The 21,048-nt window shown below is 45.7% G+C and carries 21 protein-coding genes; 7 read left to right on the top strand and 14 right to left on the bottom strand.

Translation table 11 applies throughout. From position 1 onward, the window contains the following. Positions 1–10 precede the first annotated feature (10 nt). The 8 genes from argH to hetZ all read right to left on the bottom strand — a co-directional run bounded on the left by argH (position 11) and on the right by hetZ (position 9,160). Entirely contained in the window at positions 11–1,438 is a 1,428-nt protein-coding gene (argH, locus tag RIM23_RS23755; protein ID WP_446369931.1) for an argininosuccinate lyase, read from the bottom strand. A 193-nt stretch (positions 1,439–1,631) separates the two neighbouring features. Then, positions 1,632–1,871 (bottom strand): hypothetical protein, encoded by a 240-nt coding sequence (locus RIM23_RS23750; protein WP_446369929.1) that lies wholly within the window; start codon positions 1,869–1,871, stop codon positions 1,632–1,634. A gap of 27 nt (positions 1,872–1,898) precedes the next feature. Then, a complete protein-coding gene (locus tag RIM23_RS23745) occupies positions 1,899–3,356 on the bottom strand; it encodes a PP2C family protein-serine/threonine phosphatase (protein WP_446369933.1) in 1,458 nt (485 codons plus the stop codon). Between the two features lie 690 nt (positions 3,357–4,046). Beyond that, positions 4,047–4,355, bottom strand: a complete 309-nt coding sequence (locus RIM23_RS23740) for a P-II family nitrogen regulator (protein WP_446334880.1) — start codon at positions 4,353–4,355, stop codon at positions 4,047–4,049. A gap of 88 nt (positions 4,356–4,443) precedes the next feature. Continuing rightward, the gene (locus tag RIM23_RS23735; RefSeq protein WP_446369927.1) at positions 4,444–6,765 is read right to left on the bottom strand and encodes a transglutaminaseTgpA domain-containing protein; all 2,322 of its coding nucleotides are present in this window, start codon (positions 6,763–6,765) and stop codon (positions 4,444–4,446) included. 124 nt (positions 6,766–6,889) lie between these two features. After that, positions 6,890–7,057 carry a hypothetical protein gene (locus RIM23_RS23730; protein WP_446369925.1) on the bottom strand — a complete coding sequence of 56 codons (168 nt, stop codon included), beginning with the start codon at positions 7,055–7,057 and terminating at the stop codon, positions 6,890–6,892. After that, positions 7,054–8,004: a hypothetical protein gene (locus tag RIM23_RS23725; protein WP_446369923.1), complete on the bottom strand. Its 951-nt coding sequence runs from the start codon at positions 8,002–8,004 to the stop codon at positions 7,054–7,056. Before RIM23_RS23725 ends, RIM23_RS23730 begins: the two co-directional genes overlap by 4 nt. Next, positions 7,997–9,160, bottom strand: coding sequence for a heterocyst differentiation protein HetZ (gene hetZ / locus RIM23_RS23720; RefSeq protein ID WP_446357673.1), 1,164 nt, complete (start codon positions 9,158–9,160; stop codon positions 7,997–7,999). Before hetZ ends, RIM23_RS23725 begins: the two co-directional genes overlap by 8 nt. A 108-nt stretch (positions 9,161–9,268) precedes the next feature. On the opposite strand from hetZ, the gene RIM23_RS23715 reads away from it, so the two are divergent. From RIM23_RS23715 to RIM23_RS23700, 4 genes are all read left to right on the top strand, one after another. Continuing rightward, positions 9,269–9,754: a hypothetical protein gene (locus RIM23_RS23715; protein ID WP_446357674.1), complete on the top strand. Its 486-nt coding sequence runs from the start codon at positions 9,269–9,271 to the stop codon at positions 9,752–9,754. 213 nt (positions 9,755–9,967) lie between these two features. Next, complete coding sequence (locus tag RIM23_RS23710; RefSeq protein WP_446369921.1) at positions 9,968–11,254, top strand: WD40 repeat domain-containing protein; 1,287 nt, start codon at positions 9,968–9,970, stop codon at positions 11,252–11,254. Positions 11,255–11,714: 460 nt separating this feature from the next. Then, positions 11,715–11,933, top strand: a complete 219-nt coding sequence (locus tag RIM23_RS23705; RefSeq protein ID WP_446369919.1) for a hypothetical protein — start codon at positions 11,715–11,717, stop codon at positions 11,931–11,933. A 433-nt stretch (positions 11,934–12,366) separates the two neighbouring features. Next, positions 12,367–12,639, top strand: coding sequence for a hypothetical protein (locus tag RIM23_RS23700; RefSeq protein ID WP_446357680.1), 273 nt, complete (start codon positions 12,367–12,369; stop codon positions 12,637–12,639). Here the strand turns inward: RIM23_RS23700 and RIM23_RS23695 are convergent. The 5 genes from RIM23_RS23695 to RIM23_RS23675 all read right to left on the bottom strand — a co-directional run bounded on the left by RIM23_RS23695 (position 12,623) and on the right by RIM23_RS23675 (position 16,678). Continuing rightward, on the bottom strand, positions 12,623–13,492 hold the full coding sequence (locus RIM23_RS23695; RefSeq protein WP_446369917.1) for a sugar kinase: 870 nt from the start codon (positions 13,490–13,492) through the stop codon (positions 12,623–12,625). The two genes, RIM23_RS23700 and RIM23_RS23695, sit on opposite strands and share 17 nt — an antisense overlap. A gap of 96 nt (positions 13,493–13,588) precedes the next feature. Then, positions 13,589–14,137: a hypothetical protein gene (locus tag RIM23_RS23690; RefSeq protein WP_446369915.1), complete on the bottom strand. Its 549-nt coding sequence runs from the start codon at positions 14,135–14,137 to the stop codon at positions 13,589–13,591. A gap of 98 nt (positions 14,138–14,235) precedes the next feature. Beyond that, the gene (locus RIM23_RS23685; protein ID WP_446369913.1) at positions 14,236–14,871 is read right to left on the bottom strand and encodes a hypothetical protein; all 636 of its coding nucleotides are present in this window, start codon (positions 14,869–14,871) and stop codon (positions 14,236–14,238) included. 129 nt (positions 14,872–15,000) lie between these two features. Then, entirely contained in the window at positions 15,001–16,128 is a 1,128-nt protein-coding gene (locus RIM23_RS23680) for an aldo/keto reductase (RefSeq protein ID WP_446369911.1), read from the bottom strand. 43 nt (positions 16,129–16,171) lie between these two features. After that, positions 16,172–16,678, bottom strand: a complete 507-nt coding sequence (locus tag RIM23_RS23675; protein WP_446334892.1) for a bifunctional nuclease family protein — start codon at positions 16,676–16,678, stop codon at positions 16,172–16,174. A gap of 538 nt (positions 16,679–17,216) precedes the next feature. Here RIM23_RS23675 and ribE point away from each other — a divergent pair. The 3 genes from ribE (at position 17,217) to RIM23_RS23660 (ending at position 20,470) form a co-directional block, all read left to right on the top strand. Further along, the gene (gene ribE, locus RIM23_RS23670) at positions 17,217–17,918 is read left to right on the top strand and encodes a riboflavin synthase (protein WP_446369909.1); all 702 of its coding nucleotides are present in this window, start codon (positions 17,217–17,219) and stop codon (positions 17,916–17,918) included. 284 nt (positions 17,919–18,202) lie between these two features. Next, entirely contained in the window at positions 18,203–19,447 is a 1,245-nt protein-coding gene (locus tag RIM23_RS23665; protein WP_446369907.1) for an NACHT domain-containing protein, read from the top strand. A gap of 459 nt (positions 19,448–19,906) precedes the next feature. Beyond that, positions 19,907–20,470: a Uma2 family endonuclease gene (locus RIM23_RS23660; protein WP_446369905.1), complete on the top strand. Its 564-nt coding sequence runs from the start codon at positions 19,907–19,909 to the stop codon at positions 20,468–20,470. A 220-nt stretch (positions 20,471–20,690) separates the two neighbouring features. Here RIM23_RS23660 and RIM23_RS23655 read toward each other — a convergent pair whose 3' ends face one another. Next, positions 20,691–20,828, bottom strand: coding sequence for a hypothetical protein (locus RIM23_RS23655; RefSeq protein WP_446369903.1), 138 nt, complete (start codon positions 20,826–20,828; stop codon positions 20,691–20,693). Positions 20,829–21,048 lie beyond the last annotated feature (220 nt).

Genomic DNA, 21,048 nt, shown 5'->3' with positions numbered 1-21,048 from the left:
TGGCGCGTCTCTACATGCTCCCAGACGGGCCATGGCGCGTCTCTACATTGCTCCCATTTACCATCCGCTCCTGAGCTTCTGCCAAGGCGCGTCTTACCTGATCAAATCCCGTCCCCCCATAACTGTTACGGGCAGAAACTACCTGAGTTGGTGCGATCGCGTCGTAAATATCTTCCTCAAAGGCGGGGTGGATTTCTTTCCACTCTGGCAGGGTTAAGTCTTTGAGCAGTTTACCCGCCCCTAGACAGGTTCTCACCACTTTACCCACCAGGTTATAGGCTTCTCGGAACGGAACCCCTTTGGTAGCCAAATAATCAGCCACATCAGTAGCGTTAGAGAAATCTTCTGTCACGGCTGAGGCGAGACGCTCAGGACAAAACTCTAGACCCTCCCGCAACAAAATTGTCATGGCTTCCAGACAACCTTTGACCGTTTTTACGCTGTCAAATAGCGCCTCTTTATCCTCCTGCAAATCCTTGTTATATGCCAAAGGCAATCCCTTCATCAGCACCAACATAGCTTGGAGATGCCCGAAAACCCGCCCAGTTTTGCCCCGTACCAGTTCAGGAACGTCCGGGTTTTTCTTTTGCGGCATAATACTCGATCCCGTCGAGCAATTGTCTTTGAGGGTAACAAAGCCAAATTCCTGAGATGCCCAAAGAATAATTTCTTCAGACAATCGGCTCAAGTGAACCATAATCAGACTCGCCGCCGTCAAAAATTCAATAGCAAAGTCGCGATCGCTCACACCATCTAAACTGTTGTGATAGACATCGCCAAACTCCAACACAGAGGCGCTGTAATGTCGGTCAATAGGAAACGTTGTCCCCGCTAGCGCCCCACACCCCAAGGGAGAGATATTAACCCGGGGGTAAATTTCCCCCAATCGTTGCCAATCCCGTTGTAACATTTCCCAATACGCCAGCAAATGATGGGCTAAACTCAACGGCTGGGCGCGTTGGAGATGGGTGTAGCCAGGGATTAGGGTTTCGACATGGGATTGAGCCAAGTTGAGTAAAACCCCTTGCATGTCTCGTAACTGGGTACGAATTTGGGTGATTTTATCCCGCAAATAGAGCCGGGTATCTGTGCCAACTTGGTCATTGCGCGATCGCGCCGTGTGCAGCTTTTTCCCCACATCCCCCACAATTTCGGTGAGGCGTCGTTCCACGGCAAAATGAACGTCCTCGGCGTCAATACCGGGGTTAAATTTTCCCTGGCGGTATTCTGAACGAATTTGTTCTAAACCCTGCACCAGTTGCTCCGCTTCATCGGCTGAAATAATTCCGGTGTGGGCAAGCATTTTAGCATGAGCCACCGAACCCGTCAGGTCATACTCAATCAGTTCGATATCAAATCCAATACTCGCATTAAAACCTGCGATCGCCGGATGAAGTGCCGATTCAAATCGCTGGCTCCACGTTGTTTGTTCCGTCACAATACAGATTCCCTAGTACAAAAAGGCTCTTTGAAGGCAGAGGGAAGAGGGCAGAAGGCTGTAAGGTTTATGGTAGTTGCTTTTTCGCCTATTGTTAACGGGTATGTTATTTCCGCGCCTGCTGCACTAATCCTGGGTTTTTTATCGTTTTATCGTTTATCCTCTTCACCAAGGACAAATGACCAATGATCAATCACCCAAACGAACTCATCCCCCGAAAAATATAACCGATGATTAGACCAATCAAAAATGCCCAGACTTGACCCGATTCAATGAAATTATTAAACGCCCCTTGCATTTGACCCAAAACATCGGGATCTTCAACTTGCTGGGCTAAAACCAGTCCATCGGTTAGCCATGGACTGATCAGGTCAATAAGCGGATGGAAACTATCGACAACAGACGCTAGAGCTTGCACTTCCACAACAACCATGGCGATGATTACCTTAAATTAAATAGGTTACTCGGAAGATTTTACCTGCAACACGACCAAGGTCATATCATCACCGTTATGATTCTTTGCTCCCATAAACTGTCCCACCCGCTCAAACAGGTAGTCTAGAATGACTTGAGAGCCTTGGCGATGTTCACAAGCCCACTTAAATGCTTCAATCAAATTTTCTTCATCAAAGCGATCGCCATGTTGATTGGCAACATCGGTAAACCCATCAGTGTAATATATAATTGTGTCTCCCACATCTAGCTGGATTTGAGCATCTTCATACTCAGAATCTGCCTCCAAGCCAATCAGCATCCCTTCTGTATCGAGACGCTGGATAGAATGAGTAGACGCCTGCCATAAGAAGGGGGGATTATGGGCAGCATTGCTATAGGACAAAATTCGGGTTTTGGGATCGTACTCCGAATAAAACAGGGTGACAAATCGATTGGAATTTTCTAGGTCAGCATACATCACCCGATTCAAATGTTCCAGGATACGGGCAGGGGAGTGACGGTTGAGGACTTCTGCCCGTAGCATACCCCGCGTCATCGTCATAATTAAGCCGGCTGGCACACCTTTACCCATGACATCACCAATCACAACGCTCCAGGGTACAAATGCTTTGTCTTTATCAATATATTTATGATCACAAAAACCTAGCGGACGAAGCTGATCATAGTTAGTGGGAATAAAATCATAGTAATCACCCCCGACTCGACTTGCCGTCTGACACCGAGCCGCCAGTTCAATTCCTTTAATCGAGGGACATTGACGCGGGAGGAGGCGTAATTGGATTTCCGCGCCAATTTCTAACTCTCGATCTAAGCGTTCTTTTTTGCGAAGTTCTACAGTAAGTTCATCATTAGAGATCGCGACGGCTGTTTGATCGGCAACTAACCTCACTAATTTCTGTCGGGTTGGCGTCCAGTTATAGTTTAGGTCATCGGTAAAGACGTACAAGCGCCCTCGTTCGACATTTTTAATTAAAATCGGTGTGCCAAATAACTGAATATCTGCGTTTAAATAACGATTGACCTGCTCGTCAAAGGATGCCCAGATTCTGTCTAACTGTTCTGAACTCAGTGCCAATTTTCCATCTTCATTGCCTTGAGCCGTGATTGTTTGGCTTGCCCGTTCGAGTGCTCGACGCAATGTCTGACACGCTTGATTATCTTGGCAATGAATTTGTTCTAGCCGGATGTGACCATTTGGCTTCAACAAAACCAACGCGCCTCCCTCTGTATCGGTTACCCGTGCAGCCATCAAGGGAATTAATTCTAAAAATTGATTTAAATTGTTGAAGCTGCGTAAGGCAAATCCCAGCGAACTTAACAAATCTTGGATTTTGTGTTGTTCTCGGTGCAGGCGAGCTACAAGTTCTTTGAGTGCAGAAACAGGTGTTTTGTCAGAAGCAGCGATATAGGGAGTGCCATTCGCTGAATTAGGGGGTTGGCTCTTAAAGGGGCGTGCTGTCATCACATCAGGGTTGGGGAGCATCACGTTTAACTAAAGATATGGTTCAATCGGAGGTTGTCTCTACACTTATGGTCTTAAAGTAGCAATTGAAACACTTTTAACCATCCACGCTTCCAGAAGTCAGTTGGAAACGTCCGGACAGCCTTCTTGTCGGTATGAATAGGACAATATAAAAAGCGTGGGAAAATCCCGATGACATCCTATCTTAACGCTGTTGGTCTTTGGCGCTGTACTGAAGTCTGTTCCGGTTATTGTATAAGTATTTGACTGATTTTAGGTGTCAATCATAGCGCCAATTGAGTATTCTGCCAACATCCATCTGGGGGATTAGTTAAACTCTTTGTTGTTGTTAATCTTCCAGCAAGGGTCTAAAATCACTATTAGCTCTTAAGGAATCTCACATTTTTTCTATCGCTTGGAAAATAAAAGGTGCATTTCCCCTTTGCCTCGAATGGGATAATATTGAAGATGGATCAAGGCTGTAGACGCGCCTAAGTTTCCCATAGGGGGGATGAGGGATGAGTTGACTGCATCCATTTTGGATTTTGGATTTTAGACCCTTGAGGGATTGTGACCCACACCCCGCCTACTTTTAAAGGGGCTACCCGCCCCTTCAGCTTAAGAAGACTCCAGTTGAGACTGCTTATTTCCTTTTACTGCCCAAGCGGATAAAGAGAAAGCTCTTTTGGCTTAATTTTGCAACACTTCTACATCATGACGGAAGGCAATTAAGGCATGACCGTTCTGCATTTCGGCTAAGGTTTGGAAGATCTCATCAGAGACTTCGGACGAGACAACGGTTTTCATCTCAATGTTGGTGTTATACCCAACAATATCCCCCATGCGCCTGCCATGACCCCCTTCACCGAGGACATCGTTGATGGTGTATCCTGTTACCCCTTTACTTCTGAGCAATTTGATTAAACGATCTTTGAGTACGGATTCACCAATTATCGTCATTAAGACAGCGGGTTTGACAGAAATGGCTTCAGTAGACATAAGAAACTCCTAAAATGTTTGTTTAGGGAAGGATGACAGGCAAAGGATAACTCAATTCCTGTACCGATTCGAGACTTCCCGGAAAAATTCACCTCCTAAGATCTCTCGTCCCCAATCGACGAGTCGTTTTAATCCACTGGCGCAGTCGCTGTCGCAGATCATCGATATTAGGGGTTTGTTTACCATAACGCCAGCGTACATAAGCCTGTGAAATTTCATCAATCACGGCGGCTGAGTCAGAGGATTGCTGCTGACGCATGACTCTAGCATATTCTAACGGCGTCTGCGCGGGATGCTTAATGTATCCTTTAGCCCCCAAAGCCTTTAACATTTGCTGGTAAAGCCGTTCCATGGGCGGTAATTTCCCTAACCAGCGACGGTAACGCCAGGTTTGCCACTGCACCCAACCTAACCAACCGACGAACCCCACCGTAATGGCTAAAATTAACCCGCCAAACAACCCCATCCAACCACTGGAGAGCATTGCCCACAGTCCCACGATTAGCCGTAGCAGTGAACCAATAATTAGATTCCACAATTCTCCGATAAAATTGCTTACGGGTGTGGGTAGCCAACCTGCTACCCAACGCCAAAACTGACGCAGAACGCTAAAGGTTTCCGTGTCTTCTACACTTTGGGGAATTAATTCGTGTCCGGGAATGGGGTCAAAGGCAAACCAGCCATAGTTAGGGAAATAGACCTCCGTCATGGCGTAAGCATCGGTATTTTTGACGATATATAAGCCTGTGAAGGGATTAAACTGACCGGTATCAAATCCTACGACTAACCGCGCCGGAATCCCGATAGAACGCAGCATGATGGTTAAAGTGGTGGAAAAGTGGTCAGGATAACCGCCTTCGTATTTAAATAGAAACGCTTCGACTAAATCTTCGTCTTCCTGTAAAAAGGGAAGTTCCTTGGGGTTATCTGGAATTCTATACCGTCGTTTAACCTCTTGAGCCAAATACAACGCCTTCTCGTAGGAGGAGGTGAGGGGTTTGGGGGAGGTGGCTAAGAGTTGTTCGGTTTTTTGCCGCACCTTATCGGCGATTTCTGGTGGAACATCAAGATAGTATTTTTGGATATTGTCTGGGTAAGTGTCCGGGGCTTGTTGGAGTTGGGTGCGATCGCGTACTGGTACTTCGGATATCACCGTGTAGGTCAATCCTTCAAGTAAAGCTAGGGGCGATCGCAAACTACCTTCTGTATCAATGGCTACTTCCCTGGTGGGAAAATAGAGGCTTTTGGGATAACTCAGGGCGGGAATAATATTCGGCAGTTCCGATACAGCGGTATAACTTTGAATTACCGTTTTAGTACGACCCAAATTAAAGCTGGTGGGATAGAGTTGGAATCGATAGGACCAAGGGGGACGACTCACTTCCAACACCTGATCTTCGCGAGACAATTCCCATCCTTGACCCGTATACTGATCAAAAGCCTGCACCCGCCAAAATCCAGGGGATTGGGAACGCACCCGCAAGACGACTTTCGGCTTGAGAGTACCTCGGAGATTCTGGTTAATTTGGGTACCAAAACCATAGTAAAATGTCTCATCCATTTCACCAGGACCGCGACTGGGAGATGTTCCCTCACCACCCGTCCCCTCACCTTCACTCACATATCCGGGATTGTTCACCCCCCGATTATTCCCCTCAAAATCTCGCTCATCCAAATCCAACGGCGCACTGACGGGAAAGGTTTGCAGTTGATAACCGGGAAACCGAGGCATTAGGGCGAAAATCCCCAAACCTAGGGCGATAATAACTAACAAAAAAATACTTAACCGTCGCAGTGACAGTGGCGAGAAACGTTTAGCCCCCTCCTTTGAGGTTTTACGTTTTGGCTTTGGCGATAAACCGATACGGGATTGGTAATCGAGGATGAGTGTGGGTAAAGCGATGGCTAAAAATATCAACAGTAGCGGGGCAAACGCTAAGGTTTGGCTCAGGGTTCCTGCCACTCCCAACAAAATCAACCCGATTACCATGGAATAGCCTAAATCCTTGCGCCGGGGCAAGTCAAAGCTGTGGAGGACTTGTACTTGAATCAATAATTCTGCGAGAACGAGGCGGGTATCATTGAGGCTGGCTAATAAATTATTAAAGAATACCCCCATAGCGATTAGCATCCCAATCGCCAAAAAGAACTTGACCGCAATGTTGCGATGGCGGCGACGATACCAACTCCAGGTTGCTCCAATGATAGAGAGCGGTACAGCCCAGGCGCTCATCTGAGTTTCAGCGGCGATATCTGTGGCGACAATTCCCACAATCACTAGCCCCTGTACGAGGACTCGTAATCCTATCGAGTCTTCGGTTTGAGGCAGTGGCATTGCGCCAAGACGCTGCCACACCTGATTTAAACCAGGTAGACGCCGGATTCGCTGCATCCCTGAAGGATTCGACATAACAATTGACTCTCTTGTGCGCGAGATGGCTGTTAGCTTAAATTCACGGGTTCAATCGTATTGTATCTAAGTCCAAAGCCGGGAGTGAGAGAAGCTCCCACGGCTAACAGCTAGCACTTAACCCTTACAGGGTTGGGTAGATAGCAAAAACCAAGGGGTTTTCGTCTGAGTCTTGGAATCGAATTTCCAGGGGATAGGTTTGATTCGGCGGCAAATCAAAGGCTTCAACACTCAGGTAACCGGGGTAGGTACGCTCAGATACGGCTGATCCTTCAGGTGTACGCAAGGTCAAACTGCCACTTTCAGGCAGATGGCTGAAAGTGGCAGTGTGGGAACACCTTCTTGCATCTGATACTCGGCTTGGACAGTGACAACGCCGACAGAGGTTTGCCACTGGCGTTCAACCGGAGTCTGGTTGGGTGAAATGGGTACTGTCAACGTGCTAATAATCTCTTTAGCCGCTAACAATGCCAGAATCATCTGTTGCTCTGGGGTTGCTTGTTCATAGGGTGGGGATGGGAGTTGCTTGAGCAACAGTTGTAGTTGTTCAGAATCACGACCTGATCCCGAAGACAACAGTACCATCTGAGCTTGATTATTGAGCAACTGGAATTGGGCGGGGAATAAAGTTTCCACCGCCTTGACCATTTTTCGCCCCAATTGATAGGGGGAATATACCGACTCCGAACAAGCGTTAAATAGGGTAACTAACACATTTTCGGGGATGGGGACAGGTAGCGGTAGGTTCAAGAGTTGGGGAGTCCATAACTGAACCGATGGAACCCAATTTGGGGCTACGCTGTCTGAGATCTCAGGTTCATATTCAAAACGATCCGTCTCCCAGGGAAACAAGGGGGGATGACGCTCAATTTCAACTTGCAGTTTGCGCTTAATTAGCGCCTCAAAACGATTTTGCACGATCGGCATATCTCCCAAGTTGTAGGGGCGGGTTGTACCGCCCGGTTCGATGTCCTCACGAGTAGGAATGTTTTCGGAACCCACTCGTGTGTGGTCATTAGCGATTTCGCCAGTTATAGTGGGTGCAATGTTCACGTCTTCAAAGTCCAGTGGATCTAACTCATCAAATTGAAAATCCCCTGCTTCTAGCTCATCGGTAGGGTCTAACCCATCGGGTTGACCATTGAGTGATGTTGTAGCAGCAGGAACGGACTCTTGTAACAGCCAAGCCATTAAGCGGCTGTATAGGGTGTCCGAGTTATTGTTTATGTCACTATTCATCTTCCGATGCACCTGATCCGGATACTGAACGATTGCGAATATCCCAGGCAATTTCGAGCAATTTAAACCATCGCTTGTCAACCTGAGTCACCGTACAACCTAGGGCTTGGGCTATTTCTTGGGTTGAATGACCCTGCTGCTTGTGGTTAAGCAATTCCCTCTGTTGGGGATCAATTTTGTTCTGAAATAGCTGCCACTGGTGGGGGGTCAACCCCAGATTTTTCTCTAAATCGGCTTCCAGCCATTGGTGGACGAGTTCCCAACGGTGAGAAAGGGCAAACCGAATTAAATGATACTTAAATCGTTGCTGTAAGTAATCCCTCTGACGGGGGGTTAATCCTAATATCTCCTCAATTTCGCTTGTCGGCAAGTCTTGTAGACGCAGGGTGAAGTAGTCAGCACAGTCTTGTTGTTGTCGTTCTTCGAGATAGGCAAACAACTCCTCAACCACCTTATCCCGCAGGTTCGCTTCTAAGGGTTCAGGTTCAGAAGCCACCATCACCTCTCGCACCTGCTGAATCGCCGCATCGTTCCAGGTATTTTCTGAATCGGGAGTACCCCCTTCGGCGGCGGTATCCATGTCTACGGAGGTTTCTGGGGGTTGCTGTTGGGAAAAGGTTTGCGCCCGCAAAATTAGCAGTTGCTGGGATCGCCGTCCGGGTAAGGGAATACGCCGCTTGGCATACCGTTCGGTAAACGCCATGTACTCCGATAACTCTAGTAGCGATCGCGGGCGATAATTATCTTCAATGGACGTCTCACGCCGAAAGGCATTTAGTGATTCTACATAAAATCCCTGTAAGAAATCTTCAATCAGGGTAACGCGGGCTTGATAGCTCGCTGGGGTTTGAGACGGGGTAATATAGCGGTAGACGATCGCACTCAACGTACTCTGGAGTTCGATTCGTCCCCGGTGAGAACCAAGGCGGTAATAGTTTAAGACTTGTTTGAGGCGATGGTTGGCTAGGGTCTTTGCCCAGCTTTCAACATCTCCAGACGTCTTAATTCGATGGCTTTCATTACAAATTCGAGTGACTTCATTCGCTAAACGCGCTGCTACATCCCGACAGTTGGGCTCCGATGCAGTCGTAGACTGCCGGAGTTCGTTAAATAGCAGTTGAAAAATAGCCTCCACGCCCTGGCAGACTTCCCTCATGATGTTCATTCTTTCACAAAGACCCTAACACATACAAGCAACAACCGTTTTAATCTGGGTTTAGACTCATACATAGCAGTAAGACTTACTCGAAAAGAGGATCGCTTGATGGATTTAACCCAACAGATTCAAGCCCTGATTGACAATGCCCCTGCTGATGGGACGACGCCGAAAATGGTTGAGGCGATTGCCCCTGTTCTAACCATGCTTGCCAGTCAGTTACACCACTCGGACTATCATATTCTCCAAACTCTGGATCAAGGTTGGGTGGTAACGACCCTGAGTAATCGTGCCCAGCCTGAGGTCGAAAAAAATGTGGTCTATGCTTTTCCTACACTCAAAGATGCGGCTGATTTTCAATCCAATTGGGACCCTCAAATCGTCGCTATGCCTGTGCCAGTCACTCACATTTTGTTCCAGATGTTAGCGCTTGACACGGTAAATAGCACCGTTTTCTTTGATACACCTGGTAATTTAACAGCCGGAACCGAGGTGCGTCGAGAGGATCTGCAACGCTTGGTTCAAACCCAGCTCCAGCATACTTACTCAGCACCTCGGTCATATCCTAGCAACCTCCCCCCAGATATTGCTTGATTTAAATTAACCTACAGCCGCTAAAATTCTAGGGGTTTGATGGGTAAGCGATCGACTCGCCCGCTGCTTCGGTGCTGGAGGTTTCCCTAACCTTGACGTTTTGGTCAACCAACGCGGCTGTTATTTCTTCTGAAAACCCTGGCTTTTCTATTGTAAGCGGTTATAGTCGTTATCCAGTTTCAACGCCTGTAATTTATATCACAGAGGATGACTATGTCTGAATGTCCTGTTTGTCAAACCCAATATATCCCAGGCAATGTGAATTTTTGCTCTGTCTGTGGGTGGGATTTGACCCCCTATCCACCCGCCCTAGTGCAGTCTGTACCCTCAGAATTTTTGCAGCAGCAGTCAGTTCAATTGGATTGGGCGAGGCAAATGTGGGCAAAGTGGTCATTTTCCCAAGGGGTTTGGCAAACGCTTTCTCCTCTCAAAGAACAGTTATCTCAAATTCAACAGCAGCTTCAGCAGGCACAACAGGAACGGCAGGATTTGCGCGAGCAACTCCAACAACTGCTGCCGCAACTGGATCAGCCCTTACCCACTCTCAACACAGAAAGTCACCAAGAGTCAACGCCATTACCTCCCTTGGAAGTTGCTGTTTTGAATTATGAATTAATTGAACACCAATTCACGCTTAATGATTTTTCTGACTCAGTGTTATCGGTTGCCATTAGTCCAGATGGCAAAACTTTAGTCAGTGGCGGTTATGACAACATAATTAAACTGTGGAATCTCCAAACTAGAGAGATGATTCGCACAATTTCAGGGCATACCAATTCAGTTGTTTCTGTTGCCATTAGCCCCGATGGTGAAACGTTAATCAGTGGCAGTGCTGATAATAGCCTGAAAATTTGGAACTTAACCACGGGCGACTCAATAATGACGGCTGATGAACATTTGGATTCAGTTTTATCGGTGGCTATTAGCCCTGACCGCAAAACTGTAGCCAGCGCTAGTTCTGACGGTACGATTAAGCTGTGGGATTTGATCACTGGATATGAGATCCGCACCTTATTTGGTCATGCTGACGCCGTATTGTCAGTGGCGATTAGTCCCGATGGACAGAATTTAGTCAGTGGCAGTTCTGATGATACGATTAAAGTCTGGAATTTGAAAACAGGTAAAGAAATCCGCACCTTGACCGGACATACAAATTCTGTTCTTTCGGTGGCAATTAATCCCGATGGAAAAACCCTCGTGAGTGGGGGATATGATGATACAATTAGAGTGTGGAATCTGAAAACGGGGGAAGAAATACGCACGATTACAGGTCATGAAGATTCTGTATTGTCGGTTGCTGTTAGTCCAGCTGGGCAAATTTTAGTTAGTGGTAGTTCTGACAATACAATTAAGGTTTGGCATCTGAAAACTGGCAAAGAAATCCAAACCTTGAGGGGTCATTCGAGTTCGGTTATTTCAGTGGCACTGAGCCGAGATGGTAAAACAATAGCCAGTTGCAGTTCTGATAAAACGATCAAGGTTTGGCGCGTTTTGAGTTGACCTTAAATTGGGGTTATTTGTCATTCGTCATTTATTAGGGAAAAGTCAGGGTGTGACAACAAATTAAAAGCCTTTTCCTTACAGGGATTGGAGCTATTTAATTGTGCTACACTCCACACCCCACACCCTGCCTTGGCTTCCTAATAATAAGTTTAGTAAAGTTTGATCACACTCCCTTGGATACTCCGGGCTAAAATTAATGTTATCGGTAGAAAAAAGTCTAAGTGCTGGGCTAACCTGTAAAATCCAAAATTCTCTCCAAACTGAATTTAGAAATTCTTATAATTCTGAAAAGACTCTAAAGCTCATCTGATCATCATCCAAGCTGACTGATATCACTGCTCAATAAGACTTGAATCACCTTTTAAGTTGCACGATATCACAGACGCTTCAGCTTATCATCACGGTAGTCTTTGACAATACTCCTCATAATAGGTAATGTTGAGTTCTGAGTTGTCCTATGCAAGTCGCCGTCAGACTTTTACCGGGCGCGATCGCCGATTTATTTGCTCAAGTTAGTATGTGTGGGAAAATTACTATGGCAGATCGGTATGGACTCATGGCAGCTTTATTGGAGGATGATCTTACTGAAGAAGAACGAAATTCTATTGATAGATTACTCCATGCTTTCTGTCGTGGACGTATGCATATCGTGGATAAAATTTCAATGGTTTTGTGACACTTATTAATATCCCTTGATTTTCTGGTCAAGGTACATTTATTGGAGAATTCAAAATGACTAGCACCACTTGTGGAGACGTTCCTAAAAAATAGTCTCTTTTTTATGGGATAGTTTCGCCGGGGGAGCAGTAATTTATCTCACTAAATAAAACTAATTTCTATCACACCACTATGGCAATTATAGCAACCGCCGTAGGGGTTAAGACACATCATTTGGTAGAGACGTTACAGGCAACGTCTCTACAACAGTTCGCTTGTCCTCATCGATGTGTCTACTGCTATAAGTGACAATTAAATGCTGATTTAGTCACTTGCATATCAGATTTTAATCACATTAGTAATTGACGTATATCACCAATAAAAAAAACATAAATCACTTTTTAAACCCAGCAAATGCCTCATAGTAAAATAGTTGCATTTATCGGAGTAATATGAAACGTAAAGTCCAACTTATACCGGGCGCAATTGCTGATTTATTTGCTCAAGTAAGTTGTTCTGGTAAAATTACACTGGCTGATAGATATGGACTCATGGCAGCCATGTTAGAAGACTCGCTCACAGAGGAAGAGAGAGAGTCTATTGATAGACTCCTGCGTGCTTTGAGCAAGGGACGCATGCAAATCGTTAATGAACTTTCAGCACAGCGGTGTTGTGCTGATTCTCCGTCGTCTTTTTCAGTAACTAACTTCAGGTTAAAGAATTAGATGTCATCCACTGACGAGTGCCAAAAAATTGACAAGAGTGGGCGGCAACTTTTGCTGAAGCAACTAGGGCTTCAGTAAAGGTATGTTTGAGGATAGAGTGACAGAATGCCCCATGAAAAACATCACCGGCTCCCAATGTATCAACCGCATCAACACAAGGGACTGATAATTGACCCGATATTCCTAGAGTAAGGTACTCAATCGGTTTTTCCCCATGGGTAATCGCAATGTGAGGAATTCCAGCAGCGCTAAGATAAGCGATCGCGTCTTTGTGAGTTTGACAGTCTGGGGGATAAAAATTCGCTGAGCATAAGGCATAATCGACAAAGGGCAAGAGATTTTCTAATCCGGGTTTCCAACTTCCCCCATCCAAGACGACTGGGATCTGGCGGGATTTTGCGGATTGAGCGATCGCGCAACTCACTGCTATTTGATGACCATCAATCATCACAATATCAATATCGGTGTCAATACCGGGCGGTAGTTGCTCAATCTTCGCTTGAATCTTAGCCGCATTAATCGAAACCACAGCGCGATCGCCAGTCTCTTGAGTAACAATAATTGAAGAAATGGGTGGGGGACTAGTTACTGTCGGATCTAAATCAGCCAGAGTTACTCCCTGATCTTGCAAATCGCAATGGATCAGGGGTGTAATGGGGTGAGTTCCCACTACACCTAAGATTGTCGCGCGATCGCCTAAATAACTAAATGTGACAGCCGCGTTGGTGGCTGGACCCCCAGCCGCCACCGTATAATCAGAAGCAGCAATTTTTTCATTTTGACCCGGTAGTTTAGGGCTAAGGTAAACCAGGTCTAATGTGACCATACCCACGAAAAGCCCATTGTTTGCCATTGATTGTAGATTAGAGAATTAACGAGATAATCATAAGGGGTTAGTTGATATCTCATCAATCAGATCATCCCTTTTTCTCAGACGTTCCACTCCCCTTTAGGGAATTCGTTCGACGGGTAAACCCGTAGGTCCTAAGCCTTCAAACATCAAAACCTCACAAGATGGCAGAGTTAGAGTAGTGTAATCACAGGTATACGTAGCTAAGGGTTCGGCTCGGTCATTGAAGACTCGGACATTATAGTTATAGTCTCTAGCAACAGTTCCGAAATGATTAATGAAGCTGTATCGTTCTAAGTAGTTTAGCAGCGTCCACGGTTGACGGCTAACGACTAAATCCACCCGCTGCTCATCTTGGTAAGCGAGCCAGTTCACAAGCAGTTTACCGCCAAATTCATCAAACTGATCTTCTGCCCACCAAAGACTGGGAATTGTAATATGTTGCTGGGAGATTGTATTGGCTGTAATGATATTGGGAGGTAGGACAACCTCAGGTTTTAGTAGTTCTGTTTCTAGGGGGACTAAGGACGGTATTGGTGCCGAGGATCGTTGAGCCGTTGCTGTTGGTGTGATCAACAACAGGGAAGAAAGGGCGATGAGCCAAATTTTTAATTGCCCCAACTGACTGAACGCTGATTTAATCATCATTTCTTTACTCTAATTGTATGAGTTCTTGACATCCTCCCACAGCAAATCAAATATTATGGCGTGGGACTTATAGCTCCCCAAACCCCTCACCAGTTAAATTAGGGAAGATTTTGTTGGCATAGTTGGAAGATATACCGCAGCCGTCCGAGTAAGAGTTCCATATCTCCAGTTGAATACAGAGGCGTTTCATACCCAATACCCTCGATAGCGAGCTTGTAGAATCTCCAGCCTTCGCCATTCGTAACAATGCCCAAAATATCTATGTCATGGTTATGCTGTTGATTGTTCCACTGGCAGGCTTGCATCTCTACCAGGCATTGAGCTAACCCTTGCTCGAAATCATCTTTTTTGGCTTCAATGATACACAACATCGGCATATCTAGAAATCGCTTACGTTCAGCAATCAGGTAATCTACATATCCCGCTAACTGATCGCTTTCAAGCTGCGCTCCTTTCCAGATTTTGAGGCGCTCACAAGGGTTAATGGCTTCATCGCATATAGCATCAATCAAAAGCTTTTTGGATTCTTCATAGCTTTCAAGATCGAAGTGGCGGTTGAGTCGGGTGAGGTGTTCTTGGAAAAAGGCGCTGAGTGGAACGGGTTCAGTTTCCAGTATCCAAGGTACCAGATCGATGAGTCCAACGTACTGAAATGCCTCGCCTTTCCTGAAGCTAGAGAATTTGCGCTTCTTCGATTTTGGGATTTTCTCTGTGCGACTTTTTCCGCTTTTCATGAGATCACCTCAACCCACTATTCTGGAGGAGGAGCTTCTTTCTAGAGAAATTAATTTCCTTGAGCTTTTTAATTCCATCTGTCTCTTTTTTCCCAAAGTAGTATGATCACGGTTTCCTTTCAAGTACCATTAGCCCCAAAGCCGACGCCGAGGAGATCCATTGAGACGTTGATGAGTATCGGCAAGTAAGCCAGGAATATCGAGTTGTTCCGGACAACGGGGTAAGCAGTCACCACAGCTTGTACAACGATTACCCTTAACCCCAGCAAACCAATGTCCTGCATTTTCAAACATGCCATAACGATATTGCCCGTAATCTGTCATATCATAAGCCACGGCTAAGTTCCGCAGCCTTAATACTTCTGGAATATTAATCATTTCCGGACAGGGCAAACATTGGTAACATTGGCTACAGCAGTCTGTCCCTAAAGCCGTTTCAGCTTGGGTTTCTAAACGGGTAAATACTTCACTTTCTTGGGGAGTCAGGGAATCATCTCGCTCTGCAACGGCTAACGGGGCGTCCAATTCCTTTGGGTTAGCCGGTCCCACGCTCAGGGTGGTAATTCGGCGATCGCTCAATAAAAAACGATAGTTTAACTCTAATGGTGAGAAGGGATAGCAGAGTTCGATGAGTTTCGCCGGGGGGGTGTAGAGTCGTCCGCCCTTATCCGCCGGAGATATGATAAACACACCCATATCCTTCTGGTGCGCCAATTCTACGGCTGGATTATGGCGCTGAAAGATATAGTAGTAATGTAGGTTGATAAATTCAAATAAATTGGTCTGGATTGCTGCTACTATGACCTCTAGGGGAGCATGAGTGGAAAAGCCGAGGTGTCTAATCTGACCCTCTGCTAATGCGTCTTGTATTGCCTGCATACAGCCTCTCGGAGACTCAACCCAGGTTAGATGTTCCCAGGTGTTGATTCCATGAATGGCTAAGCAATCCAGATAGTCTAGCTGTAGACGCTCTAAGGATTCATTAATCCACTGACCCATGATTTGAGGATCAGGCGTTGGCGGTAGCTTAGTCGTGATCGTGAGTTGTTCTCGTGGCACTGGTAATTTTTTGAGGATATTCCCCAAATACTGCTCGCTTTTACCATAACTGCGGGCGGTTTCTAGGTGATTAATCCCCTTCGCGATCGCGTGTTGTACGGTAAATTGAGCATCTGACTCGCCCGCCAAGCAGCGCATGGTTCCTAGGGAAAATACGGATAGCCACAGATTGGTTTTCCCAAACCGTCGATAACGCATTGGTGACTTACCATCCCATTACCATTCCATGAGCAATGATCACCTAAGCTTCACCACCGGTTTTAAATCCTTTATGCTGAGAAAAGTCTTCCGGTCGGATGTTGGAGACAAACTCTCTAAAAGCTCGTCGTTCTTCTTCATCCGCATCTCGATCAACGGGTATTGACGCATCCGCGATCACTTCTTCCATCACCCAGATTGGGCTATCCGTGCGAAGCGCGATCGAGATCGCATCACTGGGTCTAGCATCAATTTCCTTTTTCACTTCACCCTGACGCACACAGAGGATAGCATAGAAGGTATTATCTTGGAGTGAGTGGATAATGATCCGCTCTAACTTCATGTCCCATGTTTCCATGAGACTCACAAACAAATCGTGTGTCAGAGGGCGGGGAGCCTTTTGGCGTTCTAAAGCGCTGATAATTGCTTTTGCCTGATCTTGTCCAATGTAAATCGGGAGAGCGCGTCGCTCTTGTGAATCTTTCAGCAGCACGATTGGGCTACGGGTGACAGCATCTAATGCAATTCCAGCAACTTTCATTTCAATCATTAGCTTAGCCTCTAGAATACAGTCGGCGTCGAGGGCATCAACGCGAAGCAGTAAAGCCCCATGGGATGGATTTAAATTAGAACAATTGTACTAGCTTAGCTGACTTCACCGATTAACCCCAGAATCAGTCCTCTAGTATCAAATTGGGCGGAGATCAACGAGATTGTATTCTCCCAGTATGCCCCAGTCTCAGGACGTTTGTTTCGGGACTTTATGAAAAAAATACATAACCGTTCATCCTTGTCCCCAATACCTCTCTAGGGGTTAATCTCCCTCGCTTTGATCAACTGCCACCTCCTTGCTTTGCCTCCTAACATTGGTATAAACTTGTTTTGATAAGCGATGAACTAAGTGCTTCAAGCGGTTGAATTGCAACTTTGGCTTGACTTATGTTGTCGTATTAGGGTAGGACTAATCATGAAATACTGGTTAGTTAAAAAGAGTGCCTCAGTGAGACTTCCCCTTCACTACCCCCAAAACCATTTTATCACGGAGCCTCTATAATCGGTGATCCGCGACCAGCTACTTTGATCAAATCGTGTTCACAGGATTAATTCAATCACTAGGCACCCTGCAACCGCTAGGCGGCGATCGCTTTCAATTGACTTGTCTTCCTGACAAGGCAGCCGTGATTCTAGACGATCTAGCCATTGGTGATAGTGTAGCTGTTGATGGAATATGTTTGACGGTGGAAGAAATTTTGTCCCAAGGGTTTGTGGCAACAGCTTCCGATGAGACATTGAGCCGCACTACTCTGGGGCAAAGGCATCAAGCTGCTACCTATGTCAATTTGGAAACATCAATACGAGTCGGGAGTAAACTAGGGGGACATTTTGTCACAGGTCACATTGATGGGATTGGTTCTCTACAGGACTCTGTAAAAACAACAAATTCCTGGATTCTATGTTTTACTTCACCGACATCCTTACAAAATTTATGGCAGCGTCATGTTGCTCGTTTTCTCGTTCCGAAGGGGAGTATTGCTGTCAATGGCGTCAGTTTGACCATTGCTGAGTGTGATCCCCACGGAAGTTGGTTTAAGGTGGCAGTTATTCCCCACAGTTATGCTCAAACCAATTTGAGTTATTTGCAGTTAGGACAGTGGGTGAACTTAGAAAGCGATATTTTAGGCAAGTATGTTGAGAAATTACTATTACTAGGGGATCAAGTCAAGAGTGTGAATTCTTTATCTACAGATGATATTTCACCTGAATTTCTCGCCGAACACGGGTATTTGTGAATTATTAACTTAACGTTTATCTTGGAAATATAGTTGTCGCCATTCTCAAGATAAAGATTGAAAATGCCCCCGCCGTACCGATAATTAATCCGCAACACTTATCAACCTCGGTAACGGTTTATGGATTTCCGCCCTCGCAAAAGAAATATTTTCCCGAAGGAATTAACTTTTCCGCGCCAACCATTCGCCCCAGTGCGCCTGTTAAAATTCTACCCACCTATCGCATCCAAACCGTAACCGCGACAAATCATTGGAATCGATTACCTCAAGAACAGTCTACCTTTGTGTCTCATCAAATTGATACGAAAGTCGATTCAGGAACCAGCGGCGGTGCTGTTTTTGCTGAAGACTTAGGTGGTGTGGTAGGCGTGATTCAGTGTAGTAAAAGCGATGAAAGTTATCTGATTCGCTGGGACAATTGTTTAGATAGTTTAGATGAACTGGGGTTAGAACCAGAGAAGAATGCCGTTTGTCAATTTCTGGACGCGATTGAAAATGATGAACGATTTAAATCCATTGGCTTTTTCCACACACCGCAAAAAGTTGTATTGCAAGAGCAATATATTCCGATTCAAGTTACGCTGGAACGGAAATATAAACATGAGGTAGAAACGACTTGGGGGTATGCGGAATTTGAGACGGAAATTAAACGAGTTTATGCGCTAAAAGGTGGGGTAGAAGAAGTTGAGGAATCGCGACAAAATCAGGTGGATTGGCAAGAGGCGAAAAAAGCGCATTCAAGAGTAATGGTTTTGGCTGATCCGGGAATGGGAAAGTCTACGTTATTAAAAATGGAGGCGGGATTAATTGCTAAACAGGAGAGGGAAAACCTAACCCCCCAGATTTCTTCTCGATTAGATCTCTCTTCCGTTACCCTTATAGATCCCCCTTCCGTCCCCCTTAAAAAGGGGGAAACTAAAGAAGGCGGCGCTGATGTTCCACAGAATGGAGAACTAGATTCTCCTCGTATAACCCCCCTTAAAAAGGGAGAAATCAAAGAAGGCGGCGCTGATATTGTACCGAACGAAGAACCAGATTTCCCTCATATAACCCCCCTTTTGAAGGGGGGTAGGGGGGATCAAAAAGCTTTAGATAAGAGTTCAACTGTCAACTTAAACAAGCTAGAAACCAGGAAAATAAATGATGTAATATTCCCCCTATTCCTGCGCCTATCCGATTTGGATGAAACCCCCCAAGAAATCATTGAGTCAATCCCTCAACTGATCCAGCGAGATTATCCGAAAAACTATCCTGCTATCGACACACTGTTACAAGAAAAATTAGAGAACGGCAAATGTTACTTACTGTTAGATGCCTTAGATGAAGTCCCCAAACAGAATCGGACTCGTTTAGCCGAAAAGCTGAACCGATTTGCCCGCAATTATAACTGTCCGATGATTTGTACCTCTCGCATTGTTGGCTATGGCGGTGCTTTTTTGCAGGAGGCGAAAGAAGTAGAAATTGTTCCGTTTAGTCAAAAGCAAACCGAATCTATGATGATGAGATATTTCCTCTGGCAAGGACGTTAGCTGTTCGATTCAGCAAGGAAAACCTACCTTTTATTCCCGTCTATCCTAAGTTCGTTCGCTTTAGCTATTCACCTATATTGGCAACAGTGAAGCGTCTTGGGCGATCGCTCAGACAAAAGATTTGGGAAATGCGTTCAACTGGATGATTAGTTCAGGATGCGATTTTGAACTGGGGGAGGGCGGGTTTTGTTCTACAGTTATCGGTAAATCCTAAAAATTAATCCCTAAACCCGCCCCTACAGATTGTTTTGACAATGACGCGATACAATAGACAATCTCTACCGGCTTGATCCATGCTCAAAAGCCTAGCCATTGGATTTGACGTTTAAACCGGGCGCAAGCCTTGCGCCCCTACAATTCTAATCCACTAATTAAGGTGTGCCACGCCAGTAGTTTGTTATGCCAATCACAGCCAGGGTTTAACGAATTCAGGAATAAGGAGGCAATGCTCGCACAACGATGACAACTACCCTAGATCAAACCATTACCTTAGCCGAATTCCTCAACCTGCCAGAGACAAAACCTGCCAGTGAATTTATTAATGGTCGCATCTACCAAAAACCAATGCCTCAAGGCAAACACTCTCGCCTACAGTTTCAACTGTGCAATAGGATAAACCACGTCGCTGAAGAGTCACAAATTGCCCTCGCTTTTCCTGAACTGCGTTGCACCTTTGGCGGGCGTTCAATTGTTCCTGATGTTACTGTATTTCAATGGCAACGAATACCTATTGATGCTAACGGTGAAATAGAAAATGTATTCGCGCTTTCTCCTGATTGGACAATTGAAATTCTCTCCCCTGATCAGAATGCCACAAAGGTAATCAGAAATATCCTCCATTGCCTAAGACACGGTACTCAGTTAGGATGGTTTATTGACCCGGGTGAGCGGTTAATTCTTGTATTCTTGCCGGGACAACAACCCCTTGAGATGACAGGTGATGATCTCTTACGGGTACCTAAATTTTTGGATTTAAATCTAACCGTCACTCAGGTATTTGCTTGGTTAAAAGCTGGAAAATAATATCCTCACGCTACAGTTAAGTTAAGGTGAATGTCGCTGACTTAAGCTGGTTTCGTAGTAGGCACTTTAGTGCTATAAGCGAAGACAGCGCAGTAGGGAATTTCGGATTTGTTTGCCACGCGATCGCACTATCGTAACAATCTCTATGAAGTGTTGAGAATATTGAAGCATTTGGGGCGTTTAATTTAGTCACCCTTGACAAGATGAACAGACTGTGTGTTCACAGGATAACTGATTCATGATGACGCGATCGCATAATACTCCATCCTGCGATTACTCCCTTCCCGGTAGAATATTTCCTATTGTTCTCTTCTGCTGTTTCCCCTAAAAGGGCGGGTTTAGTCAAGCTATCCGACATCAACAGAACCTTATCTGTTAAACCCGCCCCTACAAACCCTGCTCCCTCTGCTATCGAAGGTTTAGGTATTTTTAGAGCGTTGACATCCTCCCCCGGCTAAAGAGCGCGGGGGATTCCTCACCACGCCACCTTTAGCCGGGGTGGTCGCTGATTGGGGTTGACGCTTCGCTGAAGGTTGCCTCCAAATCAGGTCTTACACCCTCTCCACGTCCGTTTATAG

Origin of the sequence: Coleofasciculus sp. G3-WIS-01 (assembly GCF_040223135.1) — a bacterium.
Classification (GTDB): Bacteria; Cyanobacteriota; Cyanobacteriia; order Cyanobacteriales; family Coleofasciculaceae; genus Coleofasciculus.
The sequence above is the reverse complement of the archived record's forward strand: the minus strand, read 5'-3'. Positions and strand labels throughout refer to the sequence as shown.